Origin of the sequence: Streptomyces sp. NPDC127114, from assembly GCF_042677525.1 — a bacterium.
Classification (GTDB): Bacteria; Actinomycetota; Actinomycetes; order Streptomycetales; family Streptomycetaceae; genus Streptomyces.
Map to the genome: position 1 here is coordinate 13,282 of NZ_JBHXTJ010000055.1, position 23,182 is coordinate 36,463.

Below are 23,182 nucleotides of genomic sequence, written 5' to 3' on the forward strand. Positions count from 1 at the left end.
TCAGCGGTGGTCTGCCGTCGTCAACGATGTCTCAAACACCGTGTGGGCTGCGGGAATGCGATGAGGCCCCGTACCGGAACACCGGTACGGGGCCTCATTGGTCTACTCCTGTGACGCCCTACTGCTGAGGGGCTGGCGGCGCCTGCGGAGGCTGCTGCTGCCAGTTGGGCGGCGGAACCTGCCCCTGGCCCTGAGCCTGCGGATCGGCGTGCGGCGGCAGCGGCTGCGCCGGGGGCTGCTGCCACCCCTGCGGCATCGGCGGCTGACCGGGCTGCGCCCCGTACATCTGTCCGGGTGCGGGCTGTGCTCCGTACGGCTGACCCGGCTGACCCGGCTGACCGGGCTGGCCCGGTGCCGGCTGCGGCGGATACGGCTGCGGCGGATACGGCTGTCCGGGCGCGGGCTGACCGCCGTACGGCTGACCCGGCACGGGCTGCTGCGGCGGGTACGGCTGACCGGCCACCGGCTGACCCGGCACCGCCTGCCCCGGCACGGGCTGACCGGGCGCACCCGGCTGGCCGGGCATCGGCGGGGCCATGTGCGGCGGCATGCCGCCCTGTCCGTCACCGGTCCACAGCCCCTGCGCCTGCTGCGCGCGGGCGAAGTCCTCGGCGACCATCGCCGACAGGTGGAAGTACGCCTCGCGCGTCTTCGGCCGCATCATGTCGAGGTCGACCTCGGCGCCCGCCGCCAGGTGCTCGTCGAACGGCACCACGACCACGCCCCGGCAGCGGGTCTGGAAGTGCTGCACGATGTCCTCGACCTTGATCATCTTTCCGGTCTCGCGGACCCCGGAGATCACGGTGATCGAGCGTTGCACCAGCTCCGCGTACCCGTGCGCCGACAGCCAGTCGAGCGTCGTCGAGGCGCTGGAGGCGCCGTCCACGGACGGCGTGGAGATGATGATCAGCTGATCGGCCAGGTCGAGCACCCCGCGCATCGCGCTGTAGAGCAGACCGGTGCCGGAGTCGGTCAGGATGATCGGGTACTGCTTGCCCAGGACGTCGATCGCCCGCCGGTAGTCCTCGTCGTTGAAGGTCGTCGAGACGGCCGGGTCCACGTCGTTGGCGAGGATCTCCAGGCCGGACGGCGCCTGCGAGGTGAAGCGGCGGATGTCCATGTACGAGTTGAGGTACGGGATCGCCTGCACCAGGTCGCGGATGGTCGCCCCGGTCTCGCGCCGCACGCGACGGCCGAGCGTGCCGGCGTCCGGGTTGGCGTCGATCGCGAGGATCTTGTCCTGCCGCTCGGTGGCGAGGGTCGCGCCGAGCGCGGTGGTCGTCGTGGTCTTGCCGACGCCGCCCTTGAGCGAGATGACCGCGATCCGGTAGCAGGAGAGGACCGGCGTACGGATCAGCTCCAGCTTCCGCTGCCGCTCCGCCTCCTCCTTCTTGCCGCCCAGCTTGAAGCGGGCGGAGGCACCGGGATTGCGGGAGGACTTGGGCTTCTGCTTGTTGTTGCGCAGCAGCCGGTCGGAGGACAGTTCGACGGCCGCGGTGTAACCGAGCGGCGCCCCCGGCACGGACCGCTCCCGCTGGTCGTGCGTCACGGCGGAGGGCCAGGCGGCCCCGGTCCGCGGATCCACCGCGGGCCCGGGCCCGACGGGCGCGGACGGCTGGGGCTGGGGCTGTGCGGGGACGGGCGGCTGGCCGGGGTGACCGGGCTGGCCGGGCTGTCCGGGGTGGGGGAAGCCGTAGCCGCCCTGCGGCTGCGGGGCGGGCGGCTGAGGCTGAGGCGGCTGACCGGGCTGACCGGGCAGACCCGGGTGCGGGAAGCCGTAACCACCCTGCGGCGGTACGGGGCCGGGGGCGCCCGGCACCGCGGGAGCGGGCCAGGGCGCGGCGGCGGGCAGCGGCGCTGCCGGCGCCGGCGGCTGCTCGCTCTGGGCCTCCTGCGCGGGCCACTGCGGCGCGGCCGCGGGCGTCGCGGGCTGGAACGACGGCGGCAGCGGCGGCAGTCCGGCGCCCTGAGCCGGCACGGGCGGGGCGACCGGCGCGGCCACGGGCGGCAGCGGGGCGGCCGGTACGGCGTCCTGCGGCTCGGTGGCGGGTGCGGCTGCGGTCGGGGCGACGACGTCGGCTTCGGGCGCCGCCGAGGTGGCGGTGCCCTCCGCGCCGGGGTCCGCGCTGCCGTCCGTGCTGCCGTCCGCCGGGCCGAAGCCGGCGGCCTCGGGGGCATCGGTGGTGTCGGCGGGGACGGTGGCCTGCACGGCTTCCGGAGCACCGTCCGTGCCCGAGGCGGACGCCTCGGCGGCCTCGGACTCTCCGTCCGTCGGGACCGGTCCGCCGACGGCGTTCACGTCGTCCTCGGTCGCTTCGGTCGCCGCAGAAGCGGAGGGCGCCTCGGTCGCGTCGGCAGCGGGCTGCGCGACGGACGGGTCATCGGCCACGTCCGGCGTCTCGGCGGGCGCGGACGCGGCTGCGGAGGGGGAGGGGGAGGAGACGGCCACGGCCGGGTCGCCCGCCGTGTCCAGCGGCCCGGGCTCCGGCGTGGGCTCGGAGGCCGTTCCGGGCCCCGCGGGCGTCGCGCCCGCCGCCCGGGGGTCGCCGGCACCGGTCTGCTGCTGCCCGGACAGCTCCGCCATCTCGCGCTTCAGCGCGGCGGGAGAGAAGCGCATGGTGGCACCGCTCTCCACGTCCCCGCCGCCGAACGGCGTGGCGACGGACGCCGAGGCGTCGGCGGCGGGCGCGGCCGGCGGAACGGGGGCAGCGGGAACGGCCGGAGCCGGTGCGACGGGAGCAGGAGCAGCCGGGGTCGACGCGATCGGGGCAGGAGCGACCGGAGCGGGGGCAGCCGGAGCCGGAGCCGGCGGGACCGGAGCCGGCGGGACGGGCGCCGGAGGCGGCGGCGTGGTGCCCCAGTTCGGCTCGAAGCCGCCGCCCGCCGGAACCCCGGGGACCGCGACGGGCGCGCCGGTCGGCGGAGGAGGCGTGGGCGCCCCGGCACCCGTACCGGCCGACGCGTTCTGCGTGTACCAGGCCGGCGGGGTGTAGTCGATGGTGAACTCACCCGTCATCTCGGCGGGATCTGCGTCGGACTGATCGTCGACGGGCGGGTTCCAACCCCCGTTGATCTCGTCCCGATCGCGGTTCACTTTGCCTCCTGGTGTGGTCGCGCACCCTTGTGCCGTCGTGGGCGGGCACATCCCACCCTAAACGCCAACCGTGCCCCTCGGGCAGGGCCGACGGCCCGTCGCCGCCCGCCGTACGGATCGGCCGGGTCCCCCAAGTGACCCACGGGTACCGGAGAGTGAAACCCCCGGTGCTCCAAACCTGCCCAAATGCGGACAGGTTCGGTGAAGATGCCGTACTTTCGCCCGGCTCAGTCCATTCGGCGGGCGGCGCCCAACAATCCGGTCTCGGCGTCCGTGGCCTGCGTCATCACGAACTGCCGGTCGCCCGGCGTGCACCAGAGCGTCACCCCGTCGGCCAGCGTCGACAGCGCCTCCCACTCGGCGCGCTGCAGGCCCATGATGCGTCCGATCTGCGCGGCCTCGTCGGGGGAGACCCGCTGCACGCCGACGAGCGAGGACTTCTCCAGGAGCCGCGGGGCCACGGGGCTCAGATAGGGAAGCAGCGTGACGACCGACTGCCAGGGGCCGGACACCACCCGGCCGCGCGGCGGCCGCATGCCGCAGTCGCGGACGACGACCACGGGACTGCCCGCGGACGCACCCTGCGGCGGCACCCGGCCCACGTCGTGCAGGGTGATGCAGGGCTGCCCGCCGCCCGCCGCCTGGGCGAGCGCCGTCCAGGCCTGCGCGCGGCCGGTCTCGACGGCGATGCGGGCGCCGGTCGCCGCCGCGCGCAGCGCGAGCACCTGCGCGGTCCACAGGCCGCCGATGAGCGTGATGTCGTACGGGGCGGGCCGGTTGATGCCGAGCACCGCGGGCCGGCTCTCGGCGTCCACGCCGATCACCACGCCGTCGTCGCCCATCGGCAGGGCCAGCGCGTCGAGTTGGTCCATGGGCACCGCGTGGCGGTCGCGGCGCGGGCCGATGAGCCCGAAGCCGAACCGGGGCCTGGCGCCACGGCCACCGGTACGCCGCGCGGTTCGGCCGCCACCCGTACGGGCCCGCCGGGCCTCGGCCCGCCCGGCAGCGGGAACCGCGCCGACGACCCCGGCGGACATGCCGCCCGGCACCTGCCCGCCGGCCGCCTGCCCGCCGACGTTCGCAGGAGCCGCGGCCATCGCGTGCTGCACAGGAACCTGCGAACCCGTCTGGCCCGCCTGGCTCATCTGACCCACGTGGCCCATCTGCCCCATCTGCTGGTTCGCCGGGTTCACCGGACCCGTCGGAGTCGTCATCAGCGCGCACCCCCCAGCGGCAGCGTCGCCAGCATGCCCGGCACCTGTTCGCGGTCGAGCCGCACCAGACCCGTCTTCACGCCACGCGCCACGCGCTCCAGTTCGTGCCGGGCGGCCACCAGCTCCTCGTCGCTGCGCCCGGTGATCCGTACATGTCCGGTGACCGTCACCTCCTGACGGTCACCGCCGCTCAGCGTCAGGCTGAAGGTCGTCGCGAGCGCAGGCAGCGAGGTCAGCAGCGCCACCAGCTGCGGCATCGACGCGCCCGCGCCGCCCCCGCTGCCCAGCTGGGGCCAGCGCCCCACCCAGTACGTCGTGTGGCGCCGGTCGTCGACCCGCCAGGTGCGCGCGGTCTCCTGGGTGCGCCGCCCCTGCGCCTGCCCACGGCCCGCCTGCGCTATCGCCATCGGGCTGGCGCACGTGGAGGTGGCGAGGGCGGAGGTCAGCTCCTGCTCGGTGAGCACCGTGGCCTTGAAACCCGCGCCGGCGAGCCGGCTCGCGAGCTGGTCCGCCGCCCGCACCAGGCACTTCTGCGCGCCCTGCATGCCGCCGCCGCGCGCCTCGACCGCCTCGGGGCACAGCTCCGGGTCCAGCTTCAGCGCGATCCAGGTGATGCGGACCGCGGGCGAACCCGTCTGGGCTTGCAGCGGACCGTAGTTGCGGGCCGCCATCGACTGCGCGGGCAGGTGCGGCGCGGGCGCCGGCTGGGTGTGCTGCACGACCTGCGCCGACTCGAGCCGGATGCCGTCCACGGAGAGCACGTCCCGGACGAGCCCCACCGGCAGCGGGTGCGCCCCGCGGTCCGGGCGCAGCGCCGTGGCCTCGGACTCGACCCGTACGACGGCGGTGAGGAAGGTCCCGTCGCCGATCATCCCGATCGGGCGCCGGTCACGGTCGCTGTACGCGTACGTCCGCAGCGCCGGATCGCACTCCACGACCGGGGCGAGACCCGGCTCCGTGCCCTCGGGCACGGTGAAGGAGGCGGCCCGGCGGGTCCTGGCGCGCAGCGCGAAGAAGGTGGAGAGCCACTCGGGCAGCGACCGCCGGTGCCGCCGCACGACGGCGAGCAGCACGAGCAGCGCCGCGACCACACCGGCGGGCACCAGCATCAGCTTGTCGACGACCGCGGCGACGACGAGCACCGCGGCCGCCACCTCGATCAGTACGAGCTGTTGCAATCGGAACGCACCGAAGTGTCCCGGGCGGGCCTGAAGCCTCGGCGACACCGAGGACGAAACCGGCGAACCGGGCCCCGGAACGGGGGAGGTGGAGGGCCCGACAGTGGGCCCGGCCGCAGCGGACCGCGTCCGCGTCGCGGAAGCCATGATGGAGAATCCCCCTCAATTCGTCCCGATCACCCTGGCCCGCCAGGCCTTTGGCGGCCGGATCACCCTACCCGCCCCACGAGCACCGACGGACAGCAGGCATAGTAGGGGGCCGGTCCGACAGCCGGGGCCCGGGCGCCATGCTCCCCGGAGTCCCGCGCGAAGACTGCGCCTGACGAAAATGGGGACTCATGGCATCACGGCGGGACGAGCTCAACGCGTACACCTTTGCGAAGAAGCGCACGGTCGCGGCATTCCTCCAACCCTCGCCCTCGGGCACGGAGGAGGGAGCGCCCAAGCCGCTGCGCGCGGTCCTTCCCGGGGTCATCGTCGGCGCCCTCGTCATCGCCGGCTTCGGTGCCTGGGGCATGTTCAAGCCGACCGCGCCCAAGGGCTGGGACGACCCCGGCAAGAAGGTGATCGTCGGCAAGCAGTCGACGACCCGCTACGTGGTCCTCACCACCGGCAAGGGCAAGGACAAGAAGACCCTGCTCCACCCCGTGCTCAACCTCGCCTCCGCGCGGCTGCTGCTCAACCCGGACGACTTCCAGGTCATCCAGGTCGACGACAAGACGCTGGACGAGGGCAAGCCGCCGCGCGGCCCGATCCTCGGCATCCCGTACGCCCCCGACCGCCTCCCCGGCGAGGCGGACGCGGGCACCGCCAAGCGCTGGGCCGTGTGCGAACAGCCCGGCGGCGGCAACGGCGGCAACGTGCAGAAGGCCACCTTCCTCTTCGCCAAGCGCGACCTCGGCCGCACCGACAACGGCAACAAGCTGAAATCCGGTCAGATCCTGTACGTGAAGGGCCAGAAGGGCAGCGCCCAGTACCTGATCGACCACACCGGCACCAAGTACCGCGTCAACGAGAAGTCCCAGGGCCTCGTCACCGCGCTGTTCGGCGTCAACCGCGAGCCGCAGCAGGTCACCGACGACTGGCTGGCCACCCTGAAGACCGGCAGCCCCGTGGACTACCCGGAGATCCCCGGCGCGGTCGGCGCCGACGCCCACGTCCGCGGCGGCCTCACGCCCGCCCAGGACAAGGTCGGCATGGTGCTCCTCACCCAGACCGGCTCCGGCCCCCAGCACTACGTGGTGCTGGAGGGCAAGGTGCAGCCGGTCTCCGAGTTCACCGCCTGGCTGCTCATCCAGTCCCCGAAGGCCGACGTCCTCGACATGGCCGGCAAGGCCACGCCCGTGGACCAGGCCTCGCTCACCCCCGACAGCCAGACCTTCGGCGCCGGACTGCGCTGGCCCGAGCGCAAGTCCCAGCAGGTCAACTCGGTCGGCGGGGACGGCTCGCGCGACACCATCTGCTCCGTCCTGGAGAAGGTCGACGCCAAGGGCGGGACCACCCTGTCCACCTGGGCCGGCCCCGCGTATCCCGCCGACATCACGGCCGGCGGCACCAGCACGTACGTCACGCCCGGCACCGGACTGCTCTACACCCAGATCCAGGGCAGGCAGTCCACGCCCGACGGCTCGCTCTTCCTCGTGACCGACACCGGACTGCGCTACGCCGTCCAGGCCAACGGCGACAGCGACTCCGGCCGCTCCGAGATCGGCACCGGCAACCAGCAGCAGACGACGGACGGGCGGCCCGAGCCGTCCGACGCGCAGAAGCGGCTCGGCTACGAGAAGGTCACCCCCGTGCTCGTCCCGATGGAGTGGTCCGAGTTCCTGTCGAAGGGCCCGCGCCTGGACACCAACAGCGCGCGCCAGCCGCAGGGTTCGTGAGGAGGCAGGCACCGGTGACGACGTCCCGAACCCGCGCGGCGGCCCTCCTGGCGACCACGACCCTGACGGCCGTTCTGGCCGCGACCCCGGCGGCCGGTGCTGCCGCCGCGGAACCGGTCGGGATAGACGGCAGCGGCGAGTGCACCTTCCCGATGAAGAAGCAGATCGAGGGCATCCCCTGGTCGCTCCAGCGGGTGCTGCTCGACGAACTGTGGCAGGACACCAAGGGCAAGGGCGTCCGCGTCGCCGTCATCGACACCGGAGTCGACGACGTCAACCCGCAGCTGAAGCCCGCCGTCGACGCCAAGGCCGGCAAGGACTACCTGAAGCCCGACAAGCAGAACCCGGGCCCGGGCAACGACCAGCGCGGCAAGACCGACGGCACCGTCGACGAGGTCGGACACGGCACCAAGGTCGCCGGCATCATCGCCGCCCGCCCCCGCAAGGGCACCGGATTCGTCGGCCTCGCGCCCGAGGCGACCATCATCCCGATCCGGCAGAACGACGAGAAGAACAGCGGCAAGTCCGACACGATGGCCCAGGCCATCGACCACGCCGTGGCCAAGGGTGCCAAGGTCATCAACATCTCCCAGGACACCACCCAGCCGCTCGGCCCCGAGTCGTCGCTGGCCAAGGCGGTGGCCCGGGCGCTCGAGGCGGACGTCGTGGTCGTCGCCTCCGCCGGCAACGACGGCATGGACGGCAAACTGAAGAACACCTACCCGGCGGCCTTCCCGGGCGTCCTCGCCGTCGCCTCGTCCGACCGCAACAACGAACGCGCCGCCTTCTCCCAGTCCGGCACCTTCGTCGGCGTCGCCGCACCCGGCGTCGACATGGTCTCCACGGTGCCGGGCGGCGGCCAGTGCGTCGACAACGGAACCAGCTTCTCCGCCCCGTACGTCGCGGGCGTGGCGACGCTGCTGCGGGCCAAGTACCCGAACTGGAAGGCCTCGCAGATCGTCACCCGCATCGAGCAGACGGCCGTCCGTGCGGTCAACGGCCACGACAACCACGTGGGTTGGGGCGTCGTGGACCCGGTCCGCGCCCTGGCCGACGGCCCGGAACCCCCACTGACGGGCCCCACCCCGGACCCGGGCCCCCCGAAACCCCCGGCCCCGGAACCGGCCCACATGGCCATGTCGGAAACCCCCCAGGAACGCTCCGAACGCCTCGCGACGTACGCACTGGGCATCGCGGGGGTGCTGGTCGCGGTGGTGGCGGGGACGGCTGTGGTGATCAGGGACGGGCGGCGGCGGCGCGGGGCGGCCGGGTGAGGCGGCAGATGAGTAGGAATACCTAGGTAGCTTTGCAGTTGGAACTGTCGTACCAAGTAGTTAGAGTGGGCGAGTTCGTGCATGTGACGAGGGGGAACTGAAGTGGCAGGGCCGAACGGGGACGGCGGTAAGCAGGGGCTCGAAGTCGGCGACGTGACGCTCCTGACCTTCCAGTCGCGTATGCAGAAGCTGGTCGACGAGCTGAAGGGCTCGCCGGCCGAACACACGAAGATCGGCGAGCAGAAGGTCACGGCCGCGTCGTACGGCACGGGCTTCAGCGCGGCGAGCGAGCTGCACGGGGCGTACGAGAAGGTGCGCACGCGGCTCGAGGAGTTGACGAAGATCTTCGGCGAGACGATCGAGGCGATGGGCATTCGCGCGCAGATCGCCGACAAGGGGTACGAGGGCGTGGACCAGGAGCAGCTGGACCGCTACCGCGCGATCCAGAAGACCACGCAGGAAGACCACGACAAGCACTACGGAACCGGCGCTGAGGGCGCGGCCAAGCCGGAGCAGCCGGCCAAGCCCACGACCGACACCGATTCCGGCGGATTCAGCTAAACGGGGGAGGACAACACGATGTCAGAGTTCGAGGGGAAGTCCCTGGACGCTCTGTACGCGATGATCGCGTCGGCCAAGCCCGAGGACCTCTCGGGCGCGGGCCAGGCGCTCGCGGCGGCAGCGCCCAAGATCCTGAGCATCGCCGCCGACCTGCGGCACTACATCTCCCGTGTGCAGTGGGAAGGCGAGGGCGGCGAGGCGTTCCGCAAGTGGGGCGCCGGCATGGTCTCCGAGACCCTGGTCCTGGGCGACTTCACCACGGTGGTCGCCTCGGAGATGAAGACCGCGGCCCAAGCCCTCTCGGAGGCCAAGGCGGCCGTGCCGAAGCCGGCGGGCATGTGCTACGCGGACCCGGAGAAGGAGAAGGCCCGCATCGAGTCGGAGACCGGCCCGAAGCTCCAGGAAGCCATCAACGCGATGCAGCGGCTGTCGTCGTACTACGACACGACGAGCAACCGGATCGCGGCGGAGCGGCAGCCGGAGTTCAAGCCGCTAGAGGGGGGCGTCGTCGGCGGAGGCGAACGGGAGTACAGCACCGGCGGCGGTACCGGTTCCAGTACGTACTCGGGCACAGGTTCCGGTACGGGCACCACTCAGACGGGCCACACGAGCCTCCAGCGGGCTGAAGTGTCGACTCCGAGCGGCACCGAGCGGCAGCCCCATGACCCGGTGAACCCGCCGTCGGTCCCGCCGGCCACGCCGACGCGTCCGGACACCGAGGTGGACACCAACCTCGACTCGGTGAAGCTGACGCCGCCGCCGGAGACCACGAACCGGCCGCCCGCTCAGCCTCCGCTCACCACCACGCCTCCACCGGCGACCAACCAGCCGCTGCCGCCCGTCTCACTGCCGCCCATCGCTCCGCCGCTGGGCCAGCAGAACGGTCTCCAGCAGTCGCGTCCGTCCGTCACTGGCCTGCCGAGCCCCGCGACGCGCACCGGACTGCCGGGCCCGAGCACGCTGCCCCCGATGGCCCGGCCCGAGGGCATCACCGGTGGCAAGCAGGTACCGGGTCGCTCCGTCACGGGCCAGCCGATGGGCCGCATGCCCATGAGCACGGTCATCGGCGAGGAGCGCACGGCAGCGCAGTACGGTCGTGGCGCCGCGGGCATGCACGGCCCGAGCGCCGGCGGCGGCATGCACGGTGGCCCCATGGGCGGCCAGGGCGGCGCCGGCCGCCGTTTGGCGACCCAGCCCGGCGGAACCATCGGTGCGCCCTCGGCGTCCGGTGTGAGTGGACGCTCGGCCTTCACGCCCGGTGGTACCGGCCTGGTGCGTCCGCCCGCTTCGACACAGCAGGAAGGGGAGGAGCGGCGTCAGCCGCGCAACCGCCCCGACTACCTGTCCGAGGACGAGGAGACGTGGACCTCGGGCCAGCGCCAGATCGTCCCGCCCGTCATCGACTAGGAGCATTTCCCTGATGTCCCCCCTCACCCGGGTCGCCGGGCGCCGCACAGCAGCGCTGCTCGGCGCCCTGTCGGCCGTCGTCGCCACGTGGACCGTCACGGCGCCGGTAGCGACGGCGGACGACATGCGGTCGCGCCAGTGGTACCTGGACGCCATGAAGGCCGACGAGTTGTGGAAGGTGGCCACAGGCAAGGGCATTACCGTCGCTGTCATCGACACCGGTGTCGATTCGACGTTGCCGGAGCTTCGCGGAAAGGTGCTCCCCGGACGCAACTTCGACACGGGAGGCCCGGGCCGTGTGGACGACAAAGACACCGATCGCCATGGCACGAACATGGCCCTCGCGATCGCGGGGAGTGGGGCCGACGGCGGAGTCAAGGGCATCGCCCCTGGCGCGACGATTCTTCCCGTGAAAATTGGTGCCAACACGAACTTCGGATGGGAAACGACGTACAAGGGCATCCGCTACGCGGTAGACAACGGTGCTCGGGTAATCAACATCTCGATGGCTGGACTGGCGCGGAAGGAAGTGACTCCCGAATGGCAGGCTACGGTGGACTACGCCCGCAAGAAGGGCGCCTTGCTCTTTGCGGGCGCCGGCAATGACGGGAACGGATACCCGCGCTACCCCGCTTCCATCCCTGGAGTGATCGCCGTCGGCGCCGTCGACACCAAGGGCGAAGTCGCGAAGTTCTCCAGCTACGGCCCTCACCTCGCCCTTGCCGCCCCCGGTGTCGATGTCCCCGGGCGCTGCACCAAGGACAAGACCAAGTACTGCGCCGGTTTTGGCACCAGTCAGGCCACCGCCATCGCCTCCGGCACCGCCGCCCTCATCTGGTCCGCTCACCCCGACTGGACCGGGAATCAGGTCCTCCGGGTCATGATGGAGACGGCCGGCCACGACGGACCCGTTCCGTCCAAGTACATCGGCTACGGAACCGTCCGCCCCGCCCAGGTCCTCCTGGAGGGCAAGGGCAACCCGGGCGCCCCCGACGTCAACCCGCTGCTCGCGGCGCAGGGCACGAGCAAGGCATCGACAACACCCCAGACCTCCCCCTCTCCTGAGAACACGGGGGCAAGCGGCAGCGACCAGGCCAAGGACAAGGGCCAGGCCGCAGCGTCCGACGAGGGCGGGTTCCCGCTCTGGGCCATCGCCGCGAGTGCCGTCGCCGTCGTCGCCGTCATCGGCCTCGTCGTAGCGGCGGGAGTACGCAGGAGAGCGTCGACAGACGCATGAACCACTGCATCGACAACATGAGGAGCTTCAGATGAGCACTCCCGCTGGTGGGTTCGGACTCGCAGACGATCCGATCGTCCAGGCGAAGAACAAGATCACGGAGACCGCCGACGCGGTCACCAAGCAGGCGCGTGAGCTCGCCAACATCCTCGAGACCTGCAGCGCGGGCTGGACCGGTGTCGGTGCCGCGGGCTTCAAGCAGGCCCAGACGCTCCTCAACGAGGACCACGACACCATCCGTCGTCTGCTGAACGTCCTCCTCACCGCCGTGGGCGAGACCAAGAACCTCAGCAACGCGAACGACGACGAGGTGCGCGCCACCTTCGCCGCCGTGAACCACTCCTCGCTCAACAACATCTGACGAAAAGGGGGATCAGCATGTCTGTCGACAACGCCGGCACCAAGGTCCGGTACGAGAGCGTCCAGGAGATGGCGAACCGCATCCGTACGGTCTCGCAGAACATCGTCAAGGACCTCGCCGAGATGGACACCGCGCTCAAGGTCGTCACCGACACCTGGGACGGTGACGCTCACCGTGAGTACGAGATCCTGCAGGGCAAGTACAAGAAGCGCGCCGAGGACATGAAGAACCGCCTCGAGCAGACCGCCAAGATCGTCGAGCAGGGCAAGGACAGCTACCGCTCGACCGACGTGAAGGCCTCGCGCCTGTTCACCGAGGCGTACTGATCCTCGCGGATCACGAGAACGCGAGAAGGGGTCCGCTCCACAGGGAGCGGACCCCTTCTCGCTGTTCGTCTACCGCAGGTCGAACTCCCCGTCCTTCGCACCGAGTACGAATGCGTCCCACTCCGCCTTCGTGTACCGCAGCACCGTGTCGTGGTCGAGCGAGGACCGCATCGCGACGCCGCCGCCCGGCAGGTGGGCGATCTCCACGCGCTCCTCGTCGGGGCTCGTACCGGGGGCGCCCTCCCACTCGACGCCGCTGATGTCGAGCGCGTACAGCTCGTCCTTCTCCTGCTGAGTGCCCATCTGGCTCTGCTCCTTCATGCAGCGGTGGAACACGCGTCGTTGCAGGTCAATCATGGGTGCCGGAGGGTCCGGCTGTCAGCCGGACCCCGGAATCCGCCCCGCCGGTTCACTCCGCCTGCGCGGCGAAGGACTTCGCGAGCTCCAGGACCTGCTCTGGCTTCAGCTTGCTCTTGTCGCCTTCGCCGACGGTCAGCAGCAGGGCTACGTCGCTCTTGCCACCAGAGGAGAGCCGAACGGTGACGACGTTCCCGCCCTTGGTCGGCACCGGCTCTCCGGGCTTCGCCGTGTCGGTCTTCTGCCAGTAGGCCTGCACCTCGTCGGAGGTCATACCGGCGGCGCTCTGAGCGGTGGGCAGCAACACGTTGGCCGTGTTTCCGGCTTCCGTACCGACGGTGTGAATCTTCAGATCCTCGCCGCCCACGTGGTACGAGCACGTGATCCACGCTCCGGCCTTGCCTGCCCACGCCGACTGCGGAGGCGTCGTCTTCCCGCCCTCGGCGGTCGCGACGGGCTCGTCCGCCGACGCTCCGGCCGCGCCCGCCTTGCCCGGCTCGACAGCCTCCTCGACCTTTGCCGCTTCGGCCGCCTCCTTGGCGTCGTAGGGCAGCGGGCAGCTGTCGGCCCCTTCCTCCCCGACCTTCTCGGCCAGCTCGATCATCCGGTCGACGCTCAGGGACCCACCGGACCCGCCGGCTTCCGAGGAGCCGCCGCATCCGACCAGTACGGCGAGGAGGACGGCGCCGGTGGCGCCCAGGGTGGTGTGCTTCGCCCGGATCATGACGAGGTGCTTTCGGTGAGGGGTTCGACGACGGGGTCCTTCGCCAGCGGCTTGTTCTCGCAGCCCAGGACCTCCGTAGCCCTGCGTGCCATGCGGTACACGAAGGCCATCTGCTGATCCTGGGTGTGGTGATCGTGAACGGGACCCAGATTCACCGTGAACGCGGCATCCGTGTGTAGGAGGACCTTCTTCGACGCTTCTTTCAGGTCACCTGGCATGACGCACTGGACGTACAGGTTGGTCGTGACGTCATTGGTGTTTCCGGTCGCGCCGTTCAGCCGGTATTCACGGGTGCCTCTTTCGGTGGGCTCCTTCTTCGCTTCATCGAGGGGTACCCACTCGAAGTCGATCGCGGCACGACCGGTGTCCGCTTGACCGTTCGGTACGTAGGAGCATCCGGAGACCGTGTACGTCGCGGCGGGGTCCCCGATGTTGTGAAGGTTTTCCTCCATCCTCTCCACGAAGCGCTGGTCGCGGGGTTGGGCCGACTCAGTCCTGAAGGTGTTCGTCCGGATGACAGTGTGCAGCAACTGTTCCTCGGCAGACCCCGCCGGGACGCTGCAGAGCCTGTCCTTCGGAGGGCTCGCCGGCTCGGAGGCGCAGGAGGTCACGGCCAACGCGGAAACGGCTGCGAGTGCTGGCCATGAGTGGCGCTTCAGCGTCTTCATCCCAGATGCTTCCTGGCTTCGTTGATACCGCTGGTGTGACCGTTGTAGGCGGCATCCCGTGCCGCGTTGTACGGGCCGGAAGCCAGGTTCCCCTGGGTCTGCCATTCGTTGAAGATCTTGGTCATGCCCTGCTTGCCGGAGGCGAAGTTGTTGCTGACTCCCTTGTCCCGCTGTTCTTCTGCGAGGTCGGTGACGTCCTTAACCCATTCGTACTTGACGGAGTCGATGATGGAGCCTCCCATGGTGCCGACCACCGGAATCTCCCCGATCATTCCGTTGACCGCCGCCGCCGTGTGCTCCGAGGTGCCCTCGGCCCACTTCGCCTGGTCGTCCGCCTTGTCCACGTACACGTCGGCGCCGATCTCGTTGAGGGCGCCCATCGCCATTCCGATGTTCCGCGACCGGTGGTTCCATTCCGCGCTCTCCGAATGCACGGCATCGCCTTGGAAGGCCGGAGCCTCCCCGAGCAGATGGGCAGAGTAGGCGCGCTCGGCTTCATAGAGGAGAGCGTAGGACGGGCCGTCGTCAGCGATGCCACGCATGACGCGAACGAGACTGCCCTGCCCCACGGCAATGCTCGAGGTGTCACCCGACCCCGGACGAGTGGTGATGGAGCCGTTGCCGTCGACCTCCCCGTACTCCGCCTCCTGCCCGTTGAGTGTGAGGTGGGTATCGGCAACGTAGTCCGCCAAGGCCCTCGCCATCGGTTGACGGAGGTTCGCCAGGTCTTCGAAGGCTTTGGCGCCGCCCATGTCGTCGTCGAGAAACTTGATCGCGCTGTGCATGACGCGCGCCTGGCCTTCGCTGTGCAGTCCGACCGGTCCCAGCTTCTCGCCCGGCTCGTGGCCGGTGGCTGCCGCCTGGATGGCATTGCCGAGGCCCATGGCCTTCATGGGGTCGTCCATGAACTGCGGTGGCCCGTAGACGTTGTTCAGCCCCATCTCCGGCCACGTTCGGTCCGTGAGGAGGAACTTCAGGTGCTCGTTCTCGTTCCCCGGAGCCTTGGGGTCGAGGAAGTACTCGGCGTCCGCCGGGTCCTTGCTCATGATGCCGAGCAACCCGTCCAGCGGGTCGGCAGCGATGTTGGGACGCAATACGTCCCGGAAGTGCTGCCATTTGTCCGGGTCCTTCTTCTCGATCTCGATCATGTCGTGACCGAGTTCGTTGAGGAACTCCTTGCCGTAGCCGTCGGGCTTCCCCTGGCCCATGAGGGTGACGAGGACCTGGTAACCCTTAGTCGGGACGTTGTCGCCGAAGGGACCGGTCTCCTCGGTGACGACCTTGCCTCCGAGGGCCTTCAGCCCGTCCACGAACGGCCGGTACGCGTAGCCCTTCGGGTCGCTCGTGCCCGAGGCGATCGTGTCCGCCAGGCTCGCGTTGATCGAGTTGTAGAGCTTCTTCTCGGCGTCCGAGATGCCCCGCTCGTTCGCCGCCAGGTTCATCTTGTCCGCGATCGCCAGTGTGTCCTTGGCTCCCAGGCCGTTCAGGTACGCCTCGCTGAAGTGCTTGTCGTCGGAGTTCTGCTTCAGCAGGTCGCGGTAGTGCTCCAGCTCCGCCTTCGACGCCTTGCCCTCGCGGACCTTCTCCGACAGAGCCAGCGCCTCGACGGCCTCGACGTCGCCGACCGGCTTGGAGTTGAAGCCGAGGGCCGCCGTGCCGTCGGCGCCGGAGGCGTTGAGGAGGGCGACCTTCACGTCCGCGTCGAAGTCGGTGACCGCCTTGACCGCGTCGCCGATCTTGCGCGTGTACGACATCTCGACCTCGGGCAGATCCGGGTCGTGGCGGATGGTGTTGGCCTCCTGCGCGCTGACCTTGCTGAAGTCGTAGCTCGCGTTCCCCGACTCGGAGACCTTCATGCCCGCGGCGACCGCCTCGTCCACCGCCGCCTTCACACGGCCCTTGAGCTCCGTGAACGTGCTGTGGGCGTCGCGCAGCAGCGACTCCACGGCGAGGGCTTCCTTCTGCGCCGAGTCGAGCTCCTTGCGGGTGATCCCGAAGTTGACGACGCTGACCTGCTGGGCCTGGCCGGTCCACTGGGGATTGCCCGTGGCGACGCTCTGGACCTCCTTCTCGTAGAGGTCCTCCGCCTCCTTGAAGGTCTCGGCCATTTTCTTCCAGCCGTCGGCGGCCGTGACCAGCTTGCCGAGGTCGGTCTGCATGATTTCCTGGTACGTCGGCATCCCGGTTCCCCTAGACTCCCGAAACCTTGGACTGGACCGCGGTGAAGCTGTATCCGGTCTCCAGGTCGTTGAGCACGAACTGGTTGGACGCGCTCCTCAGGAACTCGCGCTCCGAACTCAGCCGGTCCTGCAGGCGCTTCACCTGCGTGTCCCAGTGTTCGTGCGCCTTCTTCAGCCCGGCCGCGGTGTCCCAGCCCTTGAACTCGGCGATCGCGCCGCTGGTGCCCTCGTCCGCCGCGTCCGCGGCCCGCCGTACCTTCGGCTGGACGTGGTTCTCGATGTCGTCGCCCGCCTTCTTCTTACGCGCCGGCGTGGTCGCGAGGTCGGGCTGACCGGTTCCGCCGCCTTGGTCCGCGGGAAGCTGGTTGAGGCGTGTGGCGGCAGCGCTCTTGTGCTGTGCCCATTCGTCGCCGAACGACATACGGTCCCCCTTGAGCGGGTCGAAGCGATTCATGCGGGTGAAGCGATGGTCGTGCTTCCGAGGTGTTCGCGTCTGAGGTGTTCACGTCCGAGGTGTTCACGTCCGAGGTGTTCGCGTCTGAGGTGTTCACGTCCGAAGGTGCTCATGGTGCGGCTTCGGCTCGCGAAGCCGCACCATGACGGAACGAGGGAGTGCCTACCGCTCCGGCAGCCGCCCCGTCTGTACCAGCGAGGCCTGGCCCCGGCGTGACACGAACAGGCCGCGGCCCGGCGGCATCGGCCGGGGGCGGGCGTTGCCGATGAGGTCGCCCTCCGAGGGGTCGCCCGAGAGCACCACGCCCTGCGCGCCCAGTTCCTTGATGCGCTGCATGAACGACTCGTACATGGAGCGCGAGGCGCCCGCGCTGTTGCGGGCGATGATGAAGCGCACGCCCGTGTCGCGGGCGAAGGGGAGGTATTCGGCCAGCGGCGCCAGGGGGTTGCCGGCGCTCGTGGCCACCAGGTCGTAGTCGTCGACGATGATGAAGACCTGCGGCCCCGACCACCAGCTGCGGTCCCGCAGCTGCTGCGGCGTCACGTCCTGCGGCGGCTGGCGCCGTGCGAAGACCCCGGACAGCGCCTCCATGTGCATCTGCATGGAGCTCGCCATCGGCGCGTACTCCAGCAGGTGCTCCTCCGGCAGGCTGCCGAGCAGGGCCCGCCGGTAGTCGCCGACGACCAGCTTCGCCTCGTCGGGGGAGTAGCGCTCGCCGATCTGCTTGGCGATGAGCCGCAGCAGGTTCGTCTTGCCGGACTCGCTCTCGCCGAAGATCAGGAAGAACGGGTCGGTGTCGAAGTTGACGAACACCGGCTCCAGGCGCGTCTCGTCGATGCCGATCGCGATGCCGTGCTGCGGGAACTCGAAGCCCTTCGGCAGCTGTTCGGCCGGCAGCTTGTGCGGCAGCAGCCGCACCGCGGGCGCGCCGGGGCCCTGCCAGGCACTCCGTACGGCCTCGACGAAGGCCGTCGTGCCCGCCGCCAGGTCGTCCGCCGAGCTCGATCCGTCGATCCGCGGCAGCGCGCCCATGAAGTGCAGCTTCTCCGGCACCTGGCCGCGGCCGGGCACGCCCGTCGGCACGTTCGCCGCCACCTTGCGGTCGAACTCGGAGTCCATGACGTCACCGAGCCGCAGCTCGAGCCGGCCCAGCATCTGGTCCTTGAGCGCCGCCCGCACCTCCATGTAGCGGGCCGCGGTGATCACGACGTGGATGCCGTAGCCGAGACCGCGCGCCGCGAGGTCGGCGACCGGCGCCTCCATGCCCTCGTACTCGTTGCGGAAACCGCCCCAGCCGTCGATGACCAGGAACACGTCGCCCCACGGCTCGTTCGGCAGCTCGCCCGCCGCCCGCTTGCGCCGGTAGGTCGCCATCGAGTCGATGTTGTGGGCGCGGAAGAACTCCTCCCGCCGGTTGAGCACACCGAGCACCTCGGCCACCGTGCGCCGCACCCGCTCCGGGTCCAGGCGTGAGGCCACCCCGCCGACGTGCGGCAGCTCGGCCAGCGACGACATGCCGCCACCACCGAAGTCCAGGCAGTAGAACTGCACCTCGGCAGGCGTGTGGGTGAGCGCGAACGACGAGATCAGCGTCCGCATCAGCGTCGACTTGCCGGACTGCGGACCGCCGACCACCATCATGTGGCCCGCCGCGCCCGAGAAGTCCCGGTACAGCACCTCGCGCCGCTGCTCGAACGGCTTGTCGATGAGGCCCAGCGGCACCGTGAGCCCGCCCGGGCGGGTGTACTCGGTCGCCGTCAGACCCCGGTCCGCGGTCTGCGCGAGCCCCGGCAGCAGCTGGTCGAGCGACGGCGCCTGGTCCAGCGGCGGCAGCCACACCTGGTGCGCCGGCACGCCCTGCCCCTCGAGGCGCCGCACGATCACGTCGAGCACGGTGTCCGCGAGCGCGTCGTCGTCCTCGCTGCGCTGCGCCGTCAGGTACGCCGGGTCCGGCGCCGCGTACACCACGGGCACCGGCGAGGCCGTGAACAGCGCGGGCCGCCGCTCGATCGGCATGCTCCCCGCCTCCAGGCGCGGGCCGCCCGTGCGGTACGTGCCGGAGACGTACGCCGCCTTGAAGCGGGTCATCTCGTCCGTGCCGAACTTCAGATAGCCCGAACCCGGCACCGACGGCAGGTGGTAGGCGTCCGGCACGCCGATCGCGGTGCGCGACTCGGCCGCCGAGAAGGTCCGCAGACCGATCCGGTACGACAGGTACGTGTCCAGGCCACGCAGCTTGCCCTCCTCCAGGCGCTGCGAGGCCAGGAGCAGGTGCACGCCCAGCGAACGGCCGATGCGGCCGATCTGGATGAACATGTCGATGAAGTCGGGCTTGGCGGTGAGGAGTTCGGAGAACTCGTCGATGACCAGGACCAGCGAGGCCAGCGGCTCCAGCGGGGCGCCCGCCGCCCGCGCCTTCTCGTAGTCGTGGATGTTGGCGTAGTTGCCGGCCGACCGCAGCAGCTCCTGGCGCCGCTGGAGCTCACCGCGGATCGCGTCGCCCATGCGGTCGACCAGCGTCAGGTCGTCGGAGAGGTTGGTGATGACGGCCGCCACGTGCGGCATCTGCGACATGCCCGCGAAGGTCGCGCCGCCCTTGAAGTCCGCGAGGACGAAGTTCAGCGTCTCCGAGGAGTGCGTCACCGCGAGGCCGAGCACCAGCGTGCGCAGCAGCTCCGACTTTCCGGAACCCGTCGCACCCACGCACAGGCCGTGCGGGCCCATGCCCTCCTGAGCCGCCTCCTTGAGGTCGAGCATGACCGGCTGGCCGTCCTCGCCGACACCGATCGGCACCCGGAGGCGTTCCGCCACCGACCGCGGCCGCCACGTGCGGGCCACGTCCACCGACGCCGCGTCGCCCAGGTTCAGCAGGTCCGTGAAGTCCAGGTTGGCGAGCAGCGGCTCGTCGTCGTCCCCGCCGCCCATCCGCAGCGGCGCCAGCTGCCGGGCCAGCGCCTCCGCGGCCGGCAGCGACATGACGTCCGGCACGCCCTCGTACGCGAAACCGCCGCCCGACTCCAGGCGCAGCCGGCCCGGCCGTACGACCACGGAGAGACCGCCGCGCGGCTCGTCGAGCTCGCCGGAGACCACCTCGACGATGGTCACGCCCTGCAGGCCCTCGGCCGCCGCGAACAGCGAGTCCGGCGGCACCATCCCGCCGTCGAGGACCACCACGACGTGCGGCTGGTCCAGGACCGGCTGGTTGTCCCGGCTGAACCGCGGCCGGCCGTCCAGCTTCGAGCGGATCAGCTGCTCCAGCTCGCCCAGGTCGTCGCCGAACAGCCGCTTCGTCCCGGCCCCGTCGACCGTGCCCGGCACCTGGGTGTGCGGCAGCCACTTCGTCCAGTCCCAGCGCTCCTGCGCGCCCCGCGCCGCCACCACGGCCACCATCAGGTCGTCGGGGGAGTGCAGGGTGACCAGCTGGGCGACCAGACCGCGCGCCGCGGACTGCGCCGCCTCCGGGTCACCGGAGACCGTCACGTGGTAGAAGGCCCGCAGAGAGACCGCCATCGGCAGCCCGTCCAGGGTGCCGTGCACCGCGAGGAACTGCTGCATCGCGCCCGCGCAGAGCGGCTCCAGCTCGTCCACCGGTGCCGTGTCCGGTGCCACCAGGGGAGTCGCCAACTGCTGGGCGCCGAGCCCGATCCGGGCCTGCGCGAAGTCGTGGTCGCCGACCCGTCGCTCCCAGACCCGCGAACCCTCCGCGACCACCGACCACAACTGCTCGGGCGCCGGGTGCAGATACAGCTGCGCGTCCCGCTGCCTGCGCGCGGTGCGCCGCACCGTACGCCGGGTCTGCGCGAGGTATTTGAGGTAGTCCCGCCGGACATCGGCCATTTGCCCCTGCGACCCCTTGCGGAATCTGACGAACTGGGCGATGGCCATGCCGACCGTCGAGGCCAGCATCAGCGTGCCCATGATCCGCATGATCGGGGACGGCGTCATGAAGAAGAACACCACGGACGAGCCCATGCCGAGCATCGGCAGGAGCTGCATCAACGCCGACTCCTGCTGTCCCCGCGGCAGTTCCGGCGGAGACTCCAGGACCAGTTCCTCACCGGGTACTTCCGGAGGAAGGGACCTCGGCGGGCGTTTGACGACGATCTGGCTCACCGGCGCATCAATCCCTCGTTACGGGCGGGCTCGTGGAGGAACTTCCGCACCGGCGCCCCCGTCGGCTGTGTTCCATGCGGACTCCCCCGTGAGTGCAGGATCCTACTTGCAGCCACCCCCGCCGCTCCCCGGTAGGGTGTCGCCGCACCGTGCGCAACCGCGAATCAGGGGGTCCAGACACGTGAGTACGACCGCAGCGACCGGTTTCTGCCGCGTCACCGTCGTGGCGCCGGACAGCCGCATCGACGTCGCACTCCCCGAGGACATCGCCGTCGCCGACGTCTACCCGGAGATCCTCCGGCTCACCGGGCAGACCCAGCCGGCCGGCGCCCCCACCGGCTACCACCTGGTCCGCCGGGACGGCACCGTCCTCGACGGCGCCCGCACCCTCGCCGCCCAGCAGGTCCTCGACGGCGAGGTGCTCTCCCTGCGCCCCTTCGCCCAGTCCCTGCCGCCGGCCGTCTACGACGACGTCTCCGACGCCGTCGCCTCCGCCGTCACCCGCGACCGGCACCTGTGGAGCGACGAACTGCTGCGCGGCGCCGGACTCGTCGGCGGTGTCCTGCTGCTCGTCCTCATGGGCTTCGTGCTCTGGTTCGCCGACCCGGTCCGCCACGACATGCACAGCCTGCCCGGCGTCATCGCCGGCGCGGCCGGCGTGCTGCTGACCGCCTTCGCGGGCGTCCGCGCCCGCGTCTACGGCGACCGCGCCACCGCCGTCGCGCTCGGCCTCGGCGCGCTGCCGCTGCTGCTGATCGCCGGCTCCGGGATCCTCGCGCCCGACGCCGGCCAGGGTCCGGGTCGGCTGCAGTTCCTGCTCGGCTGCGTCACCGTCCTGGTCGCCTCCGTGACGCTGGTCGCCCTCACCCCGAGCGGCGACGCCCCGTTCGTGGCCGCGACCTTCCTGGCCACCGTCGGCACCGTCGCCACCTTCGTCGCGATCCTCACCGAGGCCTCGGCCACCCAGACCGCCGCGGTGTGCGTGCCCGTCGCCATCGGCCTGGTCGCGTTCCTGCCCGGCCTCTCCGCCCGCTTCGCCCGGCTGCCCATCGGCTACGCCTCCCCGCGCAGCGCCGCCGACGACGAGTTCCTCGCCGACCCGCACCAGCCGGCCCAGGAGGCGCAGCCCGTCGACGGCGAGCGGATCGCGCTCCAGGCCCGCCGCGGCCACGAGATGCTCCTCGGCCTGGTGGGCGGCTGCGCCGCGGTCGTCGTCGGCTCCAGCGCGGTCCTCGGCTTCGCCGGCAACACCTGGGGCCAGCTGCTCGCCCTCGCCGCCGGCCTGGCGATGCTGCTGCGCGCCCGGCTCTTCCGCTACACCTCGCAGGTCGCCTCCGTCCTGGTGGCCGGCCTCGCCGCCATCGCCCTGCTGGTCCTCGGCCTCTCCCTGAACCCGCCGGTCGACCTCGTGAAGGACCTCCTGATGTACGGGGACCGCGGCGGCCTCGACATCCGTACGATCTGGCTCACCGCGGCCGTCGCCGCCGGCGCCGCCCTGGTCACCGCGATCGGCCTGATCATCCCGAGGAAGGGCCTCTCGCCCTTCTGGGGCCGGCTGCTCGACCTCACCGAGGGCTTCGTCCTGCTCTCCCTGGTCCCGCTGTGCCTCGCCGTCCTCGACGTGTTCATGCGGGCCCGCTCGCTCACCGGCTGACCCCGGCCCGGCGGAGGCCCGCTCCGGGGCCGTACGCCGAGCTGGTACGCTGTGTGACGGCCGTTTGTGTACGCGCTCCCGGAAACCCACGGGCCTCCCGTGAACCTCGGGGAGCAGCGCTCATCGGACCTTCGCTCGCGAGTCACGGAAGTTTCCCCTGAGACCAAGACCAGGGGCACTCGTGGGCGCACGAACCAGAGGAGATCCGCGTGGCTCTCGACGCCGCCGTCAAGAAGCAGATCATGGCCGACTTCGGCACCAAGGAGGGCGACACCGGCTCCCCCGAGGTCCAGGTCGCGATGCTGTCCCGCCGCATCTCGGACCTGACCGAGCACCTCAAGACCCACAAGCACGACCACCACTCCCGTCGTGGTCTGCTGATCCTGGTCGGTCAGCGCCGCCGCCTGCTGCAGTACCTGGCCAAGAAGGACATCCAGCGCTTCCGTACGCTGGTCGACCGCCTCGGCATCCGCCGCGGTGCGGCCGGCGCCAAGTAA

18 protein-coding genes are annotated in these 23,182 nt (G+C 70.9%); 9 read left to right on the forward strand and 9 right to left on the reverse strand.

Annotated features, from left to right (window positions below; genetic code table 11):
* Nucleotides 1-118 precede the first annotated feature (118 nt).
* The 3 genes from ACFVGS_RS33550 to eccE all read right to left on the reverse strand — a co-directional run bounded on the left by ACFVGS_RS33550 (nucleotide 119) and on the right by eccE (nucleotide 5,633).
* Entirely contained in the window at nucleotides 119-3,094 is a 2,976-nt protein-coding gene (locus ACFVGS_RS33550; protein ID WP_385695853.1) for an SCO5717 family growth-regulating ATPase, read from the reverse strand.
* Nucleotides 3,095-3,321: 227 nt separating this feature from the next.
* Nucleotides 3,322-4,131 carry a hypothetical protein gene (locus ACFVGS_RS33555; protein WP_385695898.1) on the reverse strand — a complete coding sequence of 270 codons (810 nt, stop codon included), beginning with the start codon at nucleotides 4,129-4,131 and terminating at the stop codon, nucleotides 3,322-3,324.
* A gap of 176 nt (nucleotides 4,132-4,307) precedes the next feature.
* On the reverse strand, nucleotides 4,308-5,633 hold the full coding sequence (eccE, locus tag ACFVGS_RS33560; protein WP_385695856.1) for a type VII secretion protein EccE: 1,326 nt from the start codon (nucleotides 5,631-5,633) through the stop codon (nucleotides 4,308-4,310).
* Between the two features lie 191 nt (nucleotides 5,634-5,824).
* On the opposite strand from eccE, the gene eccB reads away from it, so the two are divergent.
* The 7 genes from eccB (at nucleotide 5,825) to ACFVGS_RS33595 (ending at nucleotide 12,535) form a co-directional block, all read left to right on the forward strand.
* Entirely contained in the window at nucleotides 5,825-7,369 is a 1,545-nt protein-coding gene (gene eccB, locus ACFVGS_RS33565) for a type VII secretion protein EccB (protein ID WP_385695859.1), read from the forward strand.
* A gap of 152 nt (nucleotides 7,370-7,521) precedes the next feature.
* On the forward strand, nucleotides 7,522-8,643 hold the full coding sequence (gene mycP, locus ACFVGS_RS33570) for a type VII secretion-associated serine protease mycosin (RefSeq protein ID WP_385695901.1): 1,122 nt from the start codon (nucleotides 7,522-7,524) through the stop codon (nucleotides 8,641-8,643).
* 102 nt (nucleotides 8,644-8,745) lie between these two features.
* Nucleotides 8,746-9,204, forward strand: coding sequence for a hypothetical protein (locus ACFVGS_RS33575; protein WP_385695862.1), 459 nt, complete (start codon nucleotides 8,746-8,748; stop codon nucleotides 9,202-9,204).
* A gap of 18 nt (nucleotides 9,205-9,222) precedes the next feature.
* On the forward strand, nucleotides 9,223-10,611 hold the full coding sequence (locus ACFVGS_RS33580) for a hypothetical protein (protein WP_385695865.1): 1,389 nt from the start codon (nucleotides 9,223-9,225) through the stop codon (nucleotides 10,609-10,611).
* Between the two features lie 13 nt (nucleotides 10,612-10,624).
* A complete protein-coding gene (locus tag ACFVGS_RS33585) occupies nucleotides 10,625-11,848 on the forward strand; it encodes a S8 family serine peptidase (RefSeq protein WP_385695867.1) in 1,224 nt (407 codons plus the stop codon).
* 31 nt (nucleotides 11,849-11,879) lie between these two features.
* Nucleotides 11,880-12,209 carry a hypothetical protein gene (locus tag ACFVGS_RS33590; protein WP_384420731.1) on the forward strand — a complete coding sequence of 110 codons (330 nt, stop codon included), beginning with the start codon at nucleotides 11,880-11,882 and terminating at the stop codon, nucleotides 12,207-12,209.
* A 17-nt stretch (nucleotides 12,210-12,226) separates the two neighbouring features.
* Complete coding sequence (locus ACFVGS_RS33595; protein WP_384420733.1) at nucleotides 12,227-12,535, forward strand: WXG100 family type VII secretion target; 309 nt, start codon at nucleotides 12,227-12,229, stop codon at nucleotides 12,533-12,535.
* Nucleotides 12,536-12,604: 69 nt separating this feature from the next.
* On the opposite strand, the gene ACFVGS_RS33600 is transcribed toward ACFVGS_RS33595, so the two are convergent.
* From ACFVGS_RS33600 to eccCa, 6 genes are all read right to left on the reverse strand, one after another.
* A complete protein-coding gene (locus ACFVGS_RS33600; protein ID WP_365348743.1) occupies nucleotides 12,605-12,838 on the reverse strand; it encodes a DUF397 domain-containing protein in 234 nt (77 codons plus the stop codon).
* A gap of 106 nt (nucleotides 12,839-12,944) precedes the next feature.
* A complete protein-coding gene (locus ACFVGS_RS33605) occupies nucleotides 12,945-13,616 on the reverse strand; it encodes a hypothetical protein (protein ID WP_384420734.1) in 672 nt (223 codons plus the stop codon).
* Nucleotides 13,613-14,284: a hypothetical protein gene (locus ACFVGS_RS33610; RefSeq protein WP_385695871.1), complete on the reverse strand. Its 672-nt coding sequence runs from the start codon at nucleotides 14,282-14,284 to the stop codon at nucleotides 13,613-13,615. The genes ACFVGS_RS33605 and ACFVGS_RS33610 overlap by 4 nt, the downstream gene beginning before the upstream one ends.
* Complete coding sequence (locus ACFVGS_RS33615; protein WP_385695874.1) at nucleotides 14,281-16,464, reverse strand: hypothetical protein; 2,184 nt, start codon at nucleotides 16,462-16,464, stop codon at nucleotides 14,281-14,283. The genes ACFVGS_RS33610 and ACFVGS_RS33615 overlap by 4 nt, the downstream gene beginning before the upstream one ends.
* A 10-nt stretch (nucleotides 16,465-16,474) precedes the next feature.
* On the reverse strand, nucleotides 16,475-16,918 hold the full coding sequence (locus ACFVGS_RS33620; protein WP_384420740.1) for a hypothetical protein: 444 nt from the start codon (nucleotides 16,916-16,918) through the stop codon (nucleotides 16,475-16,477).
* A 162-nt stretch (nucleotides 16,919-17,080) separates the two neighbouring features.
* Nucleotides 17,081-21,031 carry a type VII secretion protein EccCa gene (gene eccCa / locus ACFVGS_RS33625; protein ID WP_384420742.1) on the reverse strand — a complete coding sequence of 1,317 codons (3,951 nt, stop codon included), beginning with the start codon at nucleotides 21,029-21,031 and terminating at the stop codon, nucleotides 17,081-17,083.
* A gap of 181 nt (nucleotides 21,032-21,212) precedes the next feature.
* Between eccCa and eccD the strand changes: the two genes are divergently transcribed.
* Nucleotides 21,213-22,685 carry a type VII secretion integral membrane protein EccD gene (eccD, locus tag ACFVGS_RS33630; protein WP_385695878.1) on the forward strand — a complete coding sequence of 491 codons (1,473 nt, stop codon included), beginning with the start codon at nucleotides 21,213-21,215 and terminating at the stop codon, nucleotides 22,683-22,685.
* 209 nt (nucleotides 22,686-22,894) lie between these two features.
* Nucleotides 22,895-23,182, forward strand: coding sequence for a 30S ribosomal protein S15 (gene rpsO, locus ACFVGS_RS33635; protein ID WP_189848205.1), 288 nt, complete (start codon nucleotides 22,895-22,897; stop codon nucleotides 23,180-23,182).

What these genes read in the sequence shown, in the direction of transcription:
- ACFVGS_RS33595 (WP_384420733.1), top strand. Translation starts at nt 12,227, where the DNA reads ATGTCTGTCGACAACGCCGGCACCAAGGTCCGGTACGAGAGCGTCCAG.
- ACFVGS_RS33605 (WP_384420734.1), bottom strand. Translation starts at nt 13,616, where the DNA reads ATGATCCGGGCGAAGCACACCACCCTGGGCGCCACCGGCGCCGTCCTC.
- ACFVGS_RS33580 (WP_385695865.1), top strand. Translation starts at nt 9,223, where the DNA reads ATGTCAGAGTTCGAGGGGAAGTCCCTGGACGCTCTGTACGCGATGATC.
- ACFVGS_RS33600 (WP_365348743.1), bottom strand. Translation starts at nt 12,838, where the DNA reads ATGGGCACTCAGCAGGAGAAGGACGAGCTGTACGCGCTCGACATCAGC.
- mycP (WP_385695901.1), top strand. Translation starts at nt 7,522, where the DNA reads ATGAAGAAGCAGATCGAGGGCATCCCCTGGTCGCTCCAGCGGGTGCTG.
- ACFVGS_RS33555 (WP_385695898.1), bottom strand. Translation starts at nt 4,131, where the DNA reads ATGTCCGCCGGGGTCGTCGGCGCGGTTCCCGCTGCCGGGCGGGCCGAG.
- eccB (WP_385695859.1), top strand. Translation starts at nt 5,825, where the DNA reads ATGGCATCACGGCGGGACGAGCTCAACGCGTACACCTTTGCGAAGAAG.
- ACFVGS_RS33590 (WP_384420731.1), top strand. Translation starts at nt 11,880, where the DNA reads ATGAGCACTCCCGCTGGTGGGTTCGGACTCGCAGACGATCCGATCGTC.
- ACFVGS_RS33620 (WP_384420740.1), bottom strand. Translation starts at nt 16,918, where the DNA reads ATGAATCGCTTCGACCCGCTCAAGGGGGACCGTATGTCGTTCGGCGAC.
- ACFVGS_RS33615 (WP_385695874.1), bottom strand. Translation starts at nt 16,464, where the DNA reads ATGCCGACGTACCAGGAAATCATGCAGACCGACCTCGGCAAGCTGGTC.
- eccE (WP_385695856.1), bottom strand. Translation starts at nt 5,633, where the DNA reads ATGGCTTCCGCGACGCGGACGCGGTCCGCTGCGGCCGGGCCCACTGTC.
- ACFVGS_RS33610 (WP_385695871.1), bottom strand. Translation starts at nt 14,284, where the DNA reads ATGAAGACGCTGAAGCGCCACTCATGGCCAGCACTCGCAGCCGTTTCC.
- ACFVGS_RS33585 (WP_385695867.1), top strand. Translation starts at nt 10,625, where the DNA reads ATGTCCCCCCTCACCCGGGTCGCCGGGCGCCGCACAGCAGCGCTGCTC.